A 14,995-nucleotide genomic window follows, 5' to 3' on the forward strand; every position below is an offset into this window, starting at 1 on the left:
GGTTGGTTAACAGGTCCCGGATGCAGTTCCGCCTGAATTCTGGTTAAACGTATCAACGATGGTATTGAACACCGCTGCCTGCAAATCTTTGGCTTCATTGACCAGGTGATGACGCCCGTCAGGAATCAGAAGTTCCTCTACAGACGAAAATTTGTTCCGGATTATCCGCAAATTGTGGGGCCAGTCTACCGTCGTGTCTTTTTTTCCCTGGACAACGGTCACCGGGAAATCCACCGGTCGGGCCGATTCAATATGCGGGACCCAGCGCCGCAGCGCGCTCACCCAGTCAACATGCACGGCCCGGGCCTGAAGCGGGTCAAACTCGCGCAGGAATTCCAGAAAACGGGAGTCACTGCTGTTGGTGGCAAAAGCCCTTCGCCACCGGGATACGAATGGCTTCATCACACTGTGCAGCATTTTTGCTGCCAGCCAGCCGGCCGGGCGCACCAGTGGCGCCAGCAATACCACCCGTTTGAACTCCGAAGTGCTGGGGGTGTGATGATTGGAAAGCAGGTAATCAATCAGGATTGCGGCTCCCGTGCTCTGCCCCACCGCAAACCAGGGCCCGCGCACCTGGTCCCTCACGCTTTCCAGAACATCCGTCAGCACCGCCTGATACTCGAGAAAACTGCCGATTGCGGCCGGCGTGCCGCTGGAAAGACCGTGGCCCGGCTGGTCGTAGGCCAGAACATCAAAACCGTCCCCGAGGCAGCGCTCAATTAACTGACTGTAAAGTCCGACATGGTCAAAATAGCCATGGAAAATGAATACAGTACCCTTGCGCGGCTTGCCTTCGGTTTCCGGCAGCCGGAAGTAGTGAACCATGACCTGGTGCTTTTCTGCATCCACATGGCCCTGGTGGTATTCGACTTCCGGGTACTCTACCCACAGGTCCAGGCCATAAAACCGGCAATAGGCCACCATGTCTTCATCCAGTTCGTGGCCCCGACCCGGATCAAAACGGACAACGTGATGCAGCAAGGACGCCCGATCCCAGCCCGGTATTTCTATGGTATCTGTTTTCCAGTACACGTAGAGTCAAACGCCTGTCGAAAGAGAGTCACAGATCAGCAGAGACCAGCTCTGTTTTCGAGCCGTAAGGTTATCACACCAGAGCCAGGATTGAGCGTCCGGCTGACACCATGGCAAGGGTTTAATCTGCGCTTCGCCACGGCAGCACGGCGCGAAGCCGGTGACTTCAGTCACTGGCATCAGCACCCGGAGGAGCCCGCCCCGCGAACCCGGGAAGCTCACGCTCACCCCTGATCAGCGCCTCTTTCTGCTCCCGGGGCCATTGCTTGATGGCCCACTCGAGCCGTGAGGCCATGGCGCGGCTGGCTGTTGCTGCATGAAACTCCAGCGTCAGCGGCCCTTTGCCACGCAGACTTCTGGCACCCTTCGGTGCGCCGGCCTGATGCTCGGCAAAGCGCCGGTCGACATCGGTGGTAATGCCGGTATAGAGCGCGCCGCCGGCTGTTCTTACCAGATAGACGTACCAGCGGCTCATGGCTGCTTGAGCCTCGCTTCGGCTGCTCTTGAACGGTGCTGCTGAATCCACAGGCCCGCCATAATCAACACCAGCCCGACATAGGTGGACGGCAGAATGATCTCGCCAAGAATGAAGTAGATGAATACCAGCGACAGAAACGGCGATATAAAGATCAGGTTGCTGACTTTCGATGTGTTTTCAGCCTTTTTCATGGCATAGGACCAGAGCACGAAGGCAAGCCCCATTTCGAATACGCCCACGTAGACCGCCGCACCCAGAGCGATACCAGGCCGGAAGTCGAACCCGTCCGTGAGCCCGCAGATCAAGGCAATCACCGGCAGTCCGCAGAGAAAATTCAGAAACAGACCGACCACCGGATCCCGGGTGTCGCGGGTGGCGATGATCCAGTAGGAGGCCCACACCAGCGTACTGCCAAGCGCAAAGGCAACGCCCAGCGGGTCCGAAAACGTCAGTGAAAGCACATCGCCACGGGTGGCGATCACCACCACGCCGCTGTAGCAGACCAGCCCGGCTATAATATCGGCGCGTCGCAATCGCTGCCCCAGAAACGGCACCGACAGGTAAGCCAGCACCAGCGCCCAGGTGTAGTTCAGGGGTTGGGCTTCCTGAGCGGGCAGGCGGTCAAACGCGCCAAACAACAGAAAATAATACAGGCAGGGGTTGATCAGCCCCATACCCATGGACTGCAGATACTGGCGGCGGGTCAGGGCAAACACCAGATGCCAGCGGCCCTGGCCAACCAGAATCAGCGCCATCACCACCACTGAAGCGGCACAGGCCACCACCAGCATCTGGACCGGGGAAAATTCCCGCAGCGACAGCTTGAAAGCGGTGGCAACGGTGGACCAGAGCAGCACCGTTGCCAACCCGTACAGCATCGCCTGGTTCTGATTAGTCATTGGCGTCTTCCAGCCCAGAATTTACTCGGGAACCTGCCAGTGTACCGTAGCAGTGATTGCCAGGCATTGATCACCGGCCACGGCCTTCATCATGTCCAGAAGTCTGTCCCCAAAGCCCCACGGCGGATTCACTACCAGCATCCCGGAGCCGCACATCCCGCGTTGCGGGGCATGATTGCGCATGACCTCGCTACACAGCACCTTGTTAATAGGGCTCGCTGATATTGCCTGTTTCAGCTTTTCATCCGGCCGTCCTGGCAGTATCGGGTACCAGATCAGGTACACCCCGTGCCGACATTTCTGCCAGGCACGGGTCATGGTGCGGGCAACTTCTTCATAGTCGGTTTTGATTTCGTAGGAGGGGTCGACCAGTGCCAGCAGTCGCGGTTGCCGGGGTGGCAGATGGCTAAGCAGACCCTTGAGCCCGTCCTCCTGCAGCACCCTGACCCGGGAATGCCGGCGTGCCCAGTTGGCCAGGGTTTGACCTTCTGCCGGATGCAGCTCAAATGCAGTCAGATTGTCCTGCTGCCGCAGATACCGCTCAAACCAGTGCGGTGAGCCCGGGTAATTCACCAGAGATCCATCGGCTCCCTGGCCCTGAGCCCATTCATCAAGCATGGCCTGCCAGTCATCCCCGTGCAGCCGGTCACGCCATGACCAGAGTCGGTGAATTCCGGAAGCGGCCTCACCGGTCTTTAATGCGCTTTTATCCGTAAGATCGTAAAAAGCACTGCCGGCATGGGTATCGAAACAGGCAATTCCCGAAGATTTGGAATGCATCATCCGGATAGCCAGAGTCAGCGCCGCATGCTTGTGAACATCGGCGAAGTTTCCGGCATGAAAAGCATGTAGATAACTCAGCATTTCAGAACTCCCGGCGGCCAAAGGTACAGTGTCCCGGCTGGCTAATTCGTTGACCTACTAAGCCACTGAGGGTATTGAGAGCCAGACGGGACACCAGTTTACAGGCAGAACTGGTATTCTTTTAACAAATCTGACCGGAGGACAGTGCCTTGTCCAAGAACAGGCCAGACAACAGCAAGGACACAATTGACCAGCTCTACAGCCTCATTGCCAACGAGGAAGACGCCCGGGTCTGTAGGGACATACCCGAGGAGGCGTGCCGCGAGGTTCCCCGCAATTTTTTCCTGATTCTGGCCAGCAACGTACTGACAAAGCTTGGCGACCTGCTGGTCAGCCCCAAGACCGTCCTGGCCTGGCTATTGAGTGCGGTTGGCGCCCCTGCACTGGTTGCCTGGCTGGTGCCAATCCGCGAATCCGGTTCTCTGATCCCGCAGATGGTGATCGGTGCCTGGGTCAGACAGAAGCCTGTGCGCAAGTGGTTCTGGACCCTGGGCAGCTTTGGCCAGGCTGTCAGCGTGGGTGGCATGGCCGCGAGCGTGTGGTTTCTGGAGGGCTATGCCGCCGGCACGGGCGTTGTTGCCGCTCTGGTGGTGTTTTCGCTGGCGCGTGGCTTCTGCTCTGTAGCCATGAAGGACGTGCAGGGTAAATGCATTCCCAAAAAACGCCGGGGACGGTTATCCGGCCTTGCCTCCACAATCGGAGGAACCACCACCGTGGTCCTCACAGTCCTGCTGTTCTGGGACCGGGGTGATCCCGGCCTGCTGTTTTACACACTGCTGCTGTTGCTGGCCGCTGTCCTCTGGATCATTGCCGGGCTGATGTTTGCGTCAGTCGATGAATACGAAGGCGAAACCGGTGGCGGTGGCAATGCCCTCGGGCAGGCAGTAAAAAGCCTCTCACTGCTTCGGGATGACCCGCCCTTCCGGCATTTCGTCATTACCAGGGCACTGCTGCTCTGTTCTGCCCTGGCCGCGCCCTATTTTGTGGTATTGGCACAGGGAGCAAATGACAGCGGCATGCTGCTGGGCGTATTCCTGCTTGCCAGCAGTCTTGCCAGCTCCGTCAGCGCCAGCGTATGGGGCTGGATGGCGGACGACTCCAGCAGAAAGGTGATGATACGCGGGGCGCTTGTTACCAGCGGATCCTGCCTTATTGTGGGTCTGGTGGCCTGGATATCCGGCGATAGCCAGTGGGTTGGCTGGTTCTATCCCGCCGGTTTCTTTGTGCTCAGCATCGCCCATGCGGGCGTTCGTCTGGGCCGGAAAACCTATCTGGTGGATATGGCCGGGGGCAACAAACGCACCGATTACACCTCTGTCAGCAACACGATTATTGGCGTGCTGTTACTGGTGGTGGGCGGCCTGACGGCGCTGGTGTCGATGATTTCAGAGGTGGCCGTGATCCTGGCCCTCGGCCTGATGGGGCTCGCCGGGGCCATCAGCGCAGTGCGCCTGAAAGACGTCACCAATGACTGATCAGACCGGCTCTGGCGGAAGTCCATCGTTCAGGGCCAGTGCGCCCTTGACGATGCGATAGATGATCCAGATGGAAATGCCCAGCAGAATAAACCAGCCAATAATAATAAACGTGGTGACAAAGCCGATAACGCCCCACAGCAGTCCGATCCAGAAAGTACGTATCTGCCAGCGGAAATGGGGTTCAATCCAGGTTCCCCGGACTTCGTCCTGCTTTACATAATTGACAATGACCCCTGCAAGGCCGCTGATCCCGCCGAGAAAAAACGACAGGGCCTGAAGGATATAAACGGCAACCGCCAGGTTTCTCAGTGGATCCTTGCGACGATCCTCCGGTCTGGTGCCGGCCGCTATGTATTCTTGCTCAGACAAATCTGGCCCCCTGCTGACTGCTTCAAACCCGGACTATAACGTGTCTTGCGCTTAAACAGAATGGTTCTCGTCCGGCCTGTAACCCAGCCGGAACCCTCCCCAGTGCTTGCCATTGACGTAAATCGGAACAGACAGGTCGTGCATGATTTCGCCAGTATCCCGCCGATAGGTCTGCAGAAGCATGGTCTGGGTGTGGCTGCCGCAACGCCCACCGGTGCGATCATTGAACAACCGCTTGCTGCGGCTCTTGACCAGATCCACTTCGGGCTTGCCGGTGGGTCGATGGGCAAACTCGCGGTTGTGGCTCGGTACGTAACCGTCTGGTCGCGTGGCAATTGCAAATACCATGGCCGGATGAGACTGCTTGACCGGTTCCTGAATTGCAGGCAGCCGCTGGTCCGTAAAGGCGTCGAATTTCGACGTGTATTGCTGAGGCTCGGTGTTGGGAATGGGTGTCCGTGACTCGTCAAACAGAGCCTGCTGAGTGATTTCGCCGGACCCGATGGCTGATTCGAACATTTCCCCAATGGCGGCCGCGGCGTCACGGGCCCGCTCATAGAATGGACGGTGATAGCTGTCCGGGCTGTTCAGGGCAAGAGTGGCATTGCTCTGTTCGGCCAGTTCCATCAGCAAGGCCGACATTTCAGCGAGTGACTGCAAGCGGCGCTCGCTCTCCCGCATCTGTCCGGTCATGCTCTCAATGGACGTAAACATCTGCTGAAGCTGCTGACTGTTATGCTCATCTTTCTCAGCAATCTGAAGGACTTGCTGACTTAACTGACCAGATTGCCCATCAATCTGGCCGAGTTGAGCGCCAACAGACTCAACCGATTCCAGGCCCTGTTCAACCGCCTGTCCCAGCTGCTCAATCCGGTTGAGAATATTCGAGGTATCCGTGCGCACTTCCGTCAGCGTGGACTCCACGTCGGCGGTGGCAACCGCGGTGCGACCTGCAAGCTGACGGACTTCGTCCGCCACAACGGCAAAACCCCGTCCCTGCTCTCCGGCTCTGGCGGCTTCAATGGCGGCGTTCAGGGCCAGCAAATTGGTCTGCTCTGCGATCCCCTGAATGGTGGCTGTGACACTCTGAATCCTGTTCGCTTTTTCGTTCAGCGCCTGAATGAGCAAAAGATTTTCAGAGGACTGCTCATGAATCTGTCGCACCCGATCAATCGCAATGCTCAGCGCTTCCCGCCCCCGCTCACTCACCCGCTGTGTGTCGCTGGCAAGATGCGACGCCTCATTGGCCTGAGCAGAGCATTGCTCAACATTCTCGGTGATCTGCTTGGCATATTCTTCCAACCGCGCGGCCTCTTCAACCTGCTGATCGAGACGACGCTTCAGCTGGTCTGCCGAAAAGGAAACCTCAGCCGCGGACACCGCATTCTTGTCTGCGGTGCCAGATAGCGACTCCATCAGGACTTCGCCGGCGCTGACCTTATCGATGAGCGGCCCCAGCTCCCTCGCCGCTGGCCCCGAGGAATCAAGCTTGCCCTCACTGAGCAAACGGATACCGGTCTCAAGTGGGATCAAGGCGCGAAGCATCAGAAAACCACCGGACACAAGCAGACCGATAACGACGCCAATCGATACCGCGACCCAGTCCAGGCCGAAAACGTAAAATAGTAACGCCGCGACCAGAACGGTCGCGGCGCCAATTACAAGACCACTCCGGATCAACGACTGACTGAATCCGACCACTGTAACCTCATTGAAGATCGCGTAATTCAAGAGTTTAGCAGTCTATCAATCGGAATCAGTGTCGCTGCGGCAGATTCGGCTCATACTTTAGTGCAAGGGACTTACATGGCTATATCGCCGCCATCTGTCCGCGTAACCACCACAGTAGCGGCCCGTGGTCGATCGCTCGCGTCGTAGGGAAACGAACTGCTGCTCTTCGGATCGGCAGGCGAGCCGCTATCGCCAGGGTGCTGCAGGTTCACAAAAAGCGTCTTGCTGTCAGCGGACAGGAATACTCCAGTCACCTCGCAATCGGGCACACCCACGAAGAACCGTTTTACCTGAGCCTGGTTATCCGGAGTCACCATCGAGGCAGCACCATTGGTTCTGGTCAGATTGGCCGGTATCACCGCCAACATCTGGTCGTTGGTATCACTCGCTACCTTGTTGCCACCGTTATCCGTCTGAATCCAGAGAACCCCCCGGTGATCAAAGTAGAGGCCATCGGGGCTCGCAAACTGGTTCTCGAGTGTCAGGCCCGACAAATTCGAATCCTGGTATTTCGGATCGCCTCCGGCAGGACCACCGAACACGAAAATGTCCCAGGTAAAACTGGTGGCGGCAGAATTGTCGTTACCCTCCCGCAGCTTGATGATATGACCGTACTCATTGTCAGGCCGCGGATTGGCGCCATTTACGGCCTCCTCGCCGGCATCACCACGGTCGTTATTATTGGTCAGCGTGTAGTAAATTTCGCCGGAAACAGGATCGACGGCGGACCACTCAGGACGATCCATAGTAGTTGCCCCGAGGGCATCGGCAGCCAGTCGGCTGAACACACATACTTCGGCTTGTGAGCTGAAACCAGCGTTCTGTAGTACCGGACCGGTCACCGGATCATTAATATCCAACGCCAGCCAGGAGCCGGATCCGTCCTCATTGAACTTGGCGACGTAAAGAGTGCCATTGTCGAGCATGGTTCCACGCAGTTCACTGACCCGCGCCGGATCCCAGTCTTCGGCCGTCACATACTTGTAGCAGTATTCGCCTCTCGCATCGTCGCCCATATAGAACGCAATCTTCTGCCCACTTTGGACCAGACCCGGCATCGAACCCTCATGGCGAAAGCGCCCCATCGCCGTGCGCTTTACTGGCGCAGCCGATGGATCATAGGGATCGATTTCAACGATGTAGCCGAACTGATTCGCCTCATTGCGATAATCCTCCGTCGCCGATGACCCGGTTGCTGCTGTATCCCAACGCGCAAACTCGTCGTCGCTCTCGCTGGCATCGCCTGCGACCTGGTTCCAGTGATAGCCAAAACCATTGGCGGTAATTCCATACCGCTTCTTCACATCCGAAATAGAGCCACTGGTATCAACAAGGTAGCCCTGAATGTTTTCTTCACAGGCAAGATAGGTGCCCCAGGGGGTCCAGCCAAACCCGCAATTATTAACGGTACCGCGGCCCCGGGTTCCATCGGCACTGTACCTGGTTTGGAGATACGATGAACCCGCCGCCGGGCCGGCCATGGTTGTAGGGGTTGCAGCTGTAATACGGCGATTCCTGCCCGCGCTGACCAGGCCCCAGCTACCACTGGAGCGCATAATTTCGGTCACTGAAACACCGTGGGCATTTATTTCTTTACGCACCTCATCTGCGTTGGTGCGCCGGCCATTGCTGTCTCGCGTAACGCCGTTGGGATGCAGAAACTTGTTAATCGTAAATTCGTGATTCAGGCACATAAGAGCTGAATCCGTCACCGGGGAGGGGAATGGCAGTACTCCACCGGCATCCAGTTGGGTGGGAAACAGGTACATTCCGTCATGCCCGTCACCAATCTGCAGTGCCTGCTCGGCGCCCGAATTATTGACAGAGAAGGCCGGCGCACCCGTTAAAAGTGGTGTTCCCCAGGGTAAGATCGTCTCGTACTGATAGCCCTCCGGAACGACTACCTGATCATCGACATTGTTTTTGACGGACTTGAAACCAAGCTGTTGGTCGGAAGCGCTTGCAGGGCTGGCGGAAGACGAACTGTTATCGTCATCCGAACAGCCGGCGATTCCCGCACCGGCAAACACCGACACAGCTGCAAAGCTCAGGCTGCCGCGAAGGGTGTCGCGACGGGAAATGCGCGCTCTCATAATACTGCCAAAGGATGGACTGTCGTTCTCTCGATCATAAACACTGGCAGGATCGGGACGTTTTACAGAAATATTCTTTTTCATCAGAAGCTCCAGACAGGATTGATATCATTATCGGACCTTCACTATGAGCCTGTTGAATTGCAGTTCGATGAACAAAACATTGCAGTTAGTTGTCGGTTTGCTGACAGAATAACCAGACAACCCGGCCGAAGCCGGGTTGTCTGTTATCGTATCGGTTTCCCGGGCCGGAGCTTTACCCGGTCATGTGGTTATAGCCGTCTCTTGCTGCATCGCCAGCTTCATCAACTATACGAGCGAACTGAGAGTTAATCTGTTGATATTCGTGCTCTTCAAAAATCAGGTGGGCCCGGCAATCAGACGGCCGTCAAGGGTGAGTACGTGGTCCAGTCGCAGCATCTGGCCGCGGCCGAGACAGATGAAGTCCTGGCCGGCCCGGCTGAACAGATCGCGAATCACATCATGGCTGGTCTGAATCTGGCCGGCGCCGTCCCGGTAGACGATTTCCGCGAGCCGGGACGAGGTTGCATACTCGCGAAGCAGGTTCTGGATTTCGCAGGACACCGCCCGGGCGGCTCCGTCGATCGACGATGAGGACATGGCAGAAAACCCCTTGGCCGCTGGCATGTTCTCAAGTCTGGTCCAGGAACCCGGTTTTCGCCAGCATCAGAACCAGTCGGCTTTCATGTTCAGGCAGGTGTCGTCCTGGTTTCTCAGCAGCACCAGATCCTGGGCCACAGTTGGCAGTTCCCAATGGAAAAAATACTGGGCAGCCTGCAACTTGCCCTGATAGAAGCTGCGTTCATCATCGGTGGTGGCAGAACCCAGCCCCTGTGCCGCCGCATTGGCCTGACGCAACCACATCCACGACACCATGATATGGCCGAACAGATGCAGATAGCAGGAGGCATTGGCCAGTACTTTGTCAGGATCCTCCGACATCAGCGATTTGCCCAGGATCTGGGTGACTTTGACCGCCTGCTGCAGGGTTTCGCTGAGTGACAGCGCCCACTGCTGGCAGCGCCCGGTGGTGGCTGCCTCCAGATCGACCTGCATTTCCTGCATCAGCAACTGCAGGCCATGGCTCTGATCCTGCCAGATCTTGCGGCCCAGCAGATCCAGTGCCTGAATGCCGTTGGTGCCCTCATGAATAGGATTCAGGCGGTTGTCACGCCAACACTGCTCAACCGGATACTCGCGGGTATAACCGGCGCCGCCATAAACCTGAATCGCCAGATCGTTGGCTTTTGGCCCGTACTCGGAGGGCCAGGCCTTGATCACCGGAGTCAGCAGATCCAGCAATTTCCCGGCACCAACACGTTTTTCCTCATCAGGGTGGGTATGCTGATCGTCCATCAAACGGGCACCATACAGGCACAGCGCCATTCCACCCTCACTGTAGGCTTTCTGGGCCAGCAACATACGCCGGACGTCAGCGTGCTCAATGATCGCAACCTGCGGCGTTCCGGGATTCTTCTCGGACACCTTGCGGCCCTGCAGGCGATCTTTCGCGTATTCCAGACTGTGCAGGTAACCACGGTAGCCGATTACGGCGGCGCCGAAGCCGACACCTATCCGCGCCTCGTTCATCATCTGGAACATGTATTTCAGGCCCTGGTGCGGCTCACCCACCAGATACCCATGGCAGGGTGCATCGTCGCCAAAGCTCAACGCTGTCGAGGTAGTGCCCCGGTAACCCAGCTTATGGATCAGCCCGGCCAGGCTGACGCCATTCCGGTCGGTGGAATTGCCGTCTTCATCCACCACAAACTTGGGAACAATAAACAGGGAAATACCCTTGACCCCGGGCGGCGCGCCCTTGATCTTCGCCAGCACCATGTGAACGATGTTCTCGGTGATGGACTGTTCACCACCGGAGATATAGATTTTCGCGCCCCTGATCAGGTAATCGCCATCCTCGGTTGGCGTCGCCGAGGTGCGGATATCAGAAAGCGACGAACCGGCATGGGGCTCGGTCAGCGCCATGGTGCCACTGAAACGGCCGCTGAGCATATGGGGCAGAAAGATGTTTTGCTGCCTGTCATTACCGAAGACGCGGATCAGGTTGGCGGCTGCGGTGGTCAGGAAAGGATAACCGGCCGTGCCGGGGTTGGCAGCGGTGAAAAAACCGTTACAGGCCGCCATCACCGACTCCGGAAGCTGCATCCCGCCCAATTCGTAATCGTAACGCCCGGCAATGAATCCGGCGTCCGCATAGGCGTCGAACGCGGCCTTGACCTGCGGCAGCATTTCGACCTCACCGTTCACGAACTTTGGCTCGTCTTTGTCAGCCAGCGAGTTGTGGCTGGCAAATTTATCGCGGGCAATCCTGTCTGCGGTTTCAATCACCGCGTCAAAAGTTTCACGGCTGTGCTCGCTGAAACGCTCACGCCCGGTCAGGCTTTCGGTGTCAAATACTTCGTAGAGCTGAAAGGCCAGGTCGCGGCGGTCGATCAGGGTGTCAGTCACGGTCGGTCTCCTGTTGTTGATTGCCATCTCCGGCGCACACGGGTATGGCCCGGGTTATGCATTCATTAGCGAAAAGGCGCTGTTTATACGCAAGAATGTAAATTTTATCGACAGGTGTAACAATGGAGAGAATCACCATGAACGCACCGATTCAGCAAAGCCAGGCAGACATTCTCAACCGTCTCTACAACATGAAGCAGAAACAGCTTGAGCAGGCCCTGCTTCAGGGTAATCCCCTGCGTTGTAAAGTACTTGAGGCGGAAGCAGAGGCGATTTCCAGCGCCCTGAAAAGCCTTCGCTGCGATAGCCGAGAGGTGACTCCGGCCTTTTTCCGGAATGAAATCTCCTGAGACGTCGACTCCATCTCTGCTTTGCATAGCGCCGAAGGTTGGACACATTGTCGGTCTCGCCAATGATTTCGGTGCCCAGGAGTGTCTCTGATATGTCCCCCAGCGTCACTATTCCCCGCCAGGTGCCCGGTTCGTCACAGACAACGGCCAGGTGTTGCCGCTCCCGCAGCATGTCGGCAAACACAACCTCAATACTGGTATTGCACTTCACCCGTTTGACCTCGCGGAGTACTGCTCTCAGGTTGTTTAAACCCCGGCTGCCACTTCAGTTCCCTGGCGGATTGCACGCTTTGCATCCAGCTCTTCGGCAACATCGGCCCCGCCGATCAGGTGCGCCTTGATGCCTTTGCTGTCCAGGTCATCATAGAGCGCTCTGAACGGCTCCTGTCCGGCGCAGATTACCACGTTGTCCACCGCCAATACCCGGGACTCAGTGATCTTGCCCTCTTTGTCAGCCAGGGTGACATGAAGCCCATGGTCGTCGATCCTGTCGTAGCTGCAGCCGCCCAGCATTTCCACATCACGGTGTTTCAGGCTGTTGCGATGCACCCAGCCCGAGGTCTTGCCAAGACCGCCACCGACCTTGCTGGTCTTGCGCTGCAGCAGGTAGATTTTGCGTGGCGTTGATGTTGGCTTGCGCGCGGCCAGGCCACCAGGACCTTCGTAATCAGGGGCTACGCCCCATTCGGCTTTCCAGTCCTCGAAATCGGCCTGCTGGCCCTCGGGATGGTTGCCGGGATTGTGAGTCAGGAATTCGCTGACATCAAAGCCGATGCCTCCGGCGCCGATCACCGCCACAGACTTGCCCACCGGTCTGTTGTGTTTCAACACATCCAGATAACCCAGCACTTTCGGATGGTCGATACCCTCGATGACCGGTGTTCTGGGCTTCACGCCAGTGGCGATAATGACATCATCAAAACCATCCTGTTCGAGGCGAGCCGAATCCACGCGGGTATTCAGTTGCAGCTCAATGTCCAGCAGCTCAATCTGGCGCTGGAAGTAGCGCAGGGTTTCGTAGAATTCTTCCTTGCCCGGAATCCGTTTGGCGTAGTTGAACTGCCCTCCGATCAGGGCATCTGCTTCAAACAGAGTGACGCGATGACCACGCCTGGCCGCCGTGGTGGCGGCGGCAAGGCCCGCAGGCCCGGCACCTACCACGGCAACGCGACGGCTGATGGGGGCAACCGTCAGCACCAGTTCGGTTTCATGGCAGGCCCGGGGATTCACCAGACAGGACGCGCGCTTGAGCTGGAACACATGGTCCAGACACGCCTGGTTGCAGGCAATACAGGTGTTGATTTCGTCACTGCGGTTTTCCCGCGCCTTGCGAACAAACTCCGAATCCGCCAGCAGCGGCCGGGCCATGGAGACCATGTCAGCCTTGCCGGCCGCCAGAATCTCTTCGCCTTTCTCGGGGGTATTGATGCGGTTGGTGGTGCATACCGGAATGCTTACCTCACCGTAGAACTTGGCCGTCACTTCCGCGAACCCGCCCCGTGGCACCGAGGTAACAATGGTGGGCACCCGGGCCTCGTGCCAGCCGATGCCGGTATTGATGATCGTGGCGCCAGCCTGTTCAATGGCCCTGCCAAGCTTGACCACTTGCTCCCAGGTCTGCCCGCCCTCCACCAGATCCAGCATCGACAGCCGGTAAATGATGATGAAATCCGGACCCACGGCCTCGCGGATGCGGCGCACAATCTCTACCGGCAACTGCATCCGGTTCTCGAACGGCCCACCCCACTTATCCTTGCGCTTGTTGGTGCGCTCGCACAGGAACTGGTTGATGAAATAGCCTTCCGAGCCCATCACCTCGACACCATCATAACGGGCCATTCTGGCCAGTTTCGCAGCACTGGCGAAGTCGTCAATCTGCCTGTCTACCGCTTTCGTGGACAGCGCCCGGGCCTTGAAGGGCGTTATCGGAGCCCTGGTTGCCGAGGCCGATACACTGAAAGGGTGGTAGCTATAGCGGCCCGCATGCAACAGCTGCAGGCAGATCCTGCCCCCTGCATCGTGAACTGCACTGGTGACATGACGGTGGAGTATGGCCGTGCCACGGTTATTCATAGTGGAGGCAAAAGGCGCTAGCTGGCCCACCAGATTTGGTGAAAAGCCACCCGTGACCATCAGGCCCACACCACCTTCGGCCCGCTCGGCAAAATAGCGGGCCAGCTTGTGGATGTTCCAGAACCGATCTTCCAGGCCCGTATGCATAGACCCCATCAACACGCGGTTTTTAAGCTCGGTAAAGCCAAGGTCCAGCGGCTTCAGAAGATTCGGGTAGGCTTGGGTCATCGTTGGCTCTCTCATTGTGTTTCGGGGGCATTCTCGTAATGGGCCGTCATGGTAGCATAGCGACTTTCGACCAATGTATGACACGGAACCGATACTATGAGCAGCTCCAAATCTGACCGGGTGCAGATCAGCATTGAGAACGGCATTGCCATGGTTACGCTGAACCGGCCGGAAAAATACAACGGTCTGGACATGCCCATGTTCCATGGCATCACCGATGCCGCCAAAACCCTGAAGAAAGACCGCAGCGTTCGCGCCATTATCCTCAGTGGTACCGGCGAGGCCTTCTGTTCCGGCCTGGACATAAAAACCGTATCCAGAAACCCGGCCAATTTTCTCAGACTCCTGTTCAAACCGGGCCGCAAGATCAGCAATCTGGCGCAGGACGTGGGTTACCTCTGGCGGGACCTGCCCGCTCCGGTCATAGCGGTGACCCATGGCTACTGTTTCGGCGGCGGTCTGCAGATAGCACTGGGCGCAGATTTCCGGTTTTCCACACCGGACTGTGAATTCTCGATTATGGAAAGCAAGTGGGGGCTGATTCCCGACATGAGCCTGGCGGTCACCCTGCGGGAGCTCATGCCCATCGACCTGGCCAAAGAGCTGACCATGACCGCGCGCCGCTTCAGCGGCACGGAGGCCCGCGCAATGGGCCTGGTCAGCCGGATCTGCGATGACCCCATGGCTGAAGCCCTTGACTTCGCCCGGGAACTGGCGGAACGCTCACCCGATGCCGTGGCTGCCAGCAAACTGTTGTTCAACAGAACCTGGAGTGCCACCGACAGGGACGCCCTGGCTTGGGAAACCCGCCTGCAGAAAAAGCTTTTGGCACGGACAAACCAGCGTATTGCCGTTGCCCGCAATTCCGGTGAACCCGACAAGCCCTTCGTGGATCGCAGAAACCTCTGAG

Annotated in this window: 13 protein-coding genes; 3 read left to right on the forward strand and 10 right to left on the reverse strand. The window is 57.7% G+C overall.

Features of this window, described 5'->3' with window-relative positions:
• Positions 1–6 precede the first annotated feature (6 nt).
• From VJ956_RS06955 to VJ956_RS06970, 4 genes are all read right to left on the reverse strand, one after another.
• The gene (locus tag VJ956_RS06955; RefSeq protein WP_324083139.1) at positions 7–1,032 is read right to left on the reverse strand and encodes an alpha/beta hydrolase; all 1,026 of its coding nucleotides are present in this window, start codon (positions 1,030–1,032) and stop codon (positions 7–9) included.
• Positions 1,033–1,198: 166 nt separating this feature from the next.
• The gene (locus tag VJ956_RS06960) at positions 1,199–1,507 is read right to left on the reverse strand and encodes a GIY-YIG nuclease family protein (RefSeq protein WP_324083141.1); all 309 of its coding nucleotides are present in this window, start codon (positions 1,505–1,507) and stop codon (positions 1,199–1,201) included.
• Complete coding sequence (locus tag VJ956_RS06965; RefSeq protein ID WP_324083143.1) at positions 1,504–2,409, reverse strand: DMT family transporter; 906 nt, start codon at positions 2,407–2,409, stop codon at positions 1,504–1,506. Before VJ956_RS06965 ends, VJ956_RS06960 begins: the two co-directional genes overlap by 4 nt.
• 21 nt (positions 2,410–2,430) lie before the next feature.
• On the reverse strand, positions 2,431–3,273 hold the full coding sequence (locus VJ956_RS06970) for a 23S rRNA (adenine(2030)-N(6))-methyltransferase RlmJ (protein WP_324083145.1): 843 nt from the start codon (positions 3,271–3,273) through the stop codon (positions 2,431–2,433).
• Positions 3,274–3,422: 149 nt separating this feature from the next.
• Between VJ956_RS06970 and VJ956_RS06975 the strand changes: the two genes are divergently transcribed.
• Complete coding sequence (locus VJ956_RS06975) at positions 3,423–4,748, forward strand: MFS transporter (protein ID WP_324083147.1); 1,326 nt, start codon at positions 3,423–3,425, stop codon at positions 4,746–4,748.
• On the opposite strand, the gene VJ956_RS06980 is transcribed toward VJ956_RS06975, so the two are convergent.
• The 5 genes from VJ956_RS06980 to VJ956_RS07000 form a co-directional block, all read right to left on the reverse strand.
• Positions 4,749–5,120, reverse strand: a complete 372-nt coding sequence (locus tag VJ956_RS06980; RefSeq protein ID WP_324083149.1) for a hypothetical protein — start codon at positions 5,118–5,120, stop codon at positions 4,749–4,751. It lies immediately after the preceding gene.
• A gap of 51 nt (positions 5,121–5,171) precedes the next feature.
• Positions 5,172–6,821, reverse strand: coding sequence for a methyl-accepting chemotaxis protein (locus tag VJ956_RS06985; RefSeq protein WP_324083151.1), 1,650 nt, complete (start codon positions 6,819–6,821; stop codon positions 5,172–5,174).
• Positions 6,822–6,922: 101 nt separating this feature from the next.
• A complete protein-coding gene (locus VJ956_RS06990) occupies positions 6,923–9,028 on the reverse strand; it encodes a PhoX family phosphatase (protein WP_324083153.1) in 2,106 nt (701 codons plus the stop codon).
• 276 nt (positions 9,029–9,304) lie between these two features.
• On the reverse strand, positions 9,305–9,565 hold the full coding sequence (locus VJ956_RS06995) for a hypothetical protein (RefSeq protein WP_324083155.1): 261 nt from the start codon (positions 9,563–9,565) through the stop codon (positions 9,305–9,307).
• 66 nt (positions 9,566–9,631) lie between these two features.
• Positions 9,632–11,434 (reverse strand): acyl-CoA dehydrogenase, encoded by a 1,803-nt coding sequence (locus VJ956_RS07000; RefSeq protein ID WP_324083157.1) that lies wholly within the window; start codon positions 11,432–11,434, stop codon positions 9,632–9,634.
• Between the two features lie 137 nt (positions 11,435–11,571).
• Here VJ956_RS07000 and VJ956_RS07005 point away from each other — a divergent pair, with 137 nt between their 5' ends.
• Entirely contained in the window at positions 11,572–11,784 is a 213-nt protein-coding gene (locus VJ956_RS07005) for a hypothetical protein (RefSeq protein ID WP_324083159.1), read from the forward strand.
• Between the two features lie 246 nt (positions 11,785–12,030).
• On the opposite strand, the gene VJ956_RS07010 is transcribed toward VJ956_RS07005, so the two are convergent.
• A complete protein-coding gene (locus VJ956_RS07010; protein WP_324083161.1) occupies positions 12,031–14,085 on the reverse strand; it encodes an NADPH-dependent 2,4-dienoyl-CoA reductase in 2,055 nt (684 codons plus the stop codon).
• Positions 14,086–14,181: 96 nt separating this feature from the next.
• Between VJ956_RS07010 and VJ956_RS07015 the strand changes: the two genes are divergently transcribed.
• Positions 14,182–14,994 (forward strand): crotonase/enoyl-CoA hydratase family protein, encoded by an 813-nt coding sequence (locus VJ956_RS07015; protein ID WP_324083163.1) that lies wholly within the window; start codon positions 14,182–14,184, stop codon positions 14,992–14,994.
• Position 14,995 lies beyond the last annotated feature (1 nt).

This window comes from Marinobacter sp., assembly GCF_035268745.1.
In the GTDB taxonomy this organism is placed as follows: domain Bacteria; phylum Pseudomonadota; class Gammaproteobacteria; order Pseudomonadales; family Oleiphilaceae; genus Marinobacter.

Bases quoted from the DNA above. Each gene is read 5' to 3' on its own strand.
- VJ956_RS06960 (WP_324083141.1), bottom strand. From the start codon at position 1,507: ATGAGCCGCTGGTACGTCTATCTGGTAAGAACAGCCGGCGGCGCGCTC.
- VJ956_RS06965 (WP_324083143.1), bottom strand. From the start codon at position 2,409: ATGACTAATCAGAACCAGGCGATGCTGTACGGGTTGGCAACGGTGCTG.
- VJ956_RS06970 (WP_324083145.1), bottom strand. From the start codon at position 3,273: ATGCTGAGTTATCTACATGCTTTTCATGCCGGAAACTTCGCCGATGTT.
- VJ956_RS06990 (WP_324083153.1), bottom strand. From the start codon at position 9,028: ATGAAAAAGAATATTTCTGTAAAACGTCCCGATCCTGCCAGTGTTTAT.
- VJ956_RS06995 (WP_324083155.1), bottom strand. From the start codon at position 9,565: ATGTCCTCATCGTCGATCGACGGAGCCGCCCGGGCGGTGTCCTGCGAA.
- VJ956_RS07005 (WP_324083159.1), top strand. From the start codon at position 11,572: ATGAACGCACCGATTCAGCAAAGCCAGGCAGACATTCTCAACCGTCTC.
- VJ956_RS07010 (WP_324083161.1), bottom strand. From the start codon at position 14,085: ATGACCCAAGCCTACCCGAATCTTCTGAAGCCGCTGGACCTTGGCTTT.
- VJ956_RS07015 (WP_324083163.1), top strand. From the start codon at position 14,182: ATGAGCAGCTCCAAATCTGACCGGGTGCAGATCAGCATTGAGAACGGC.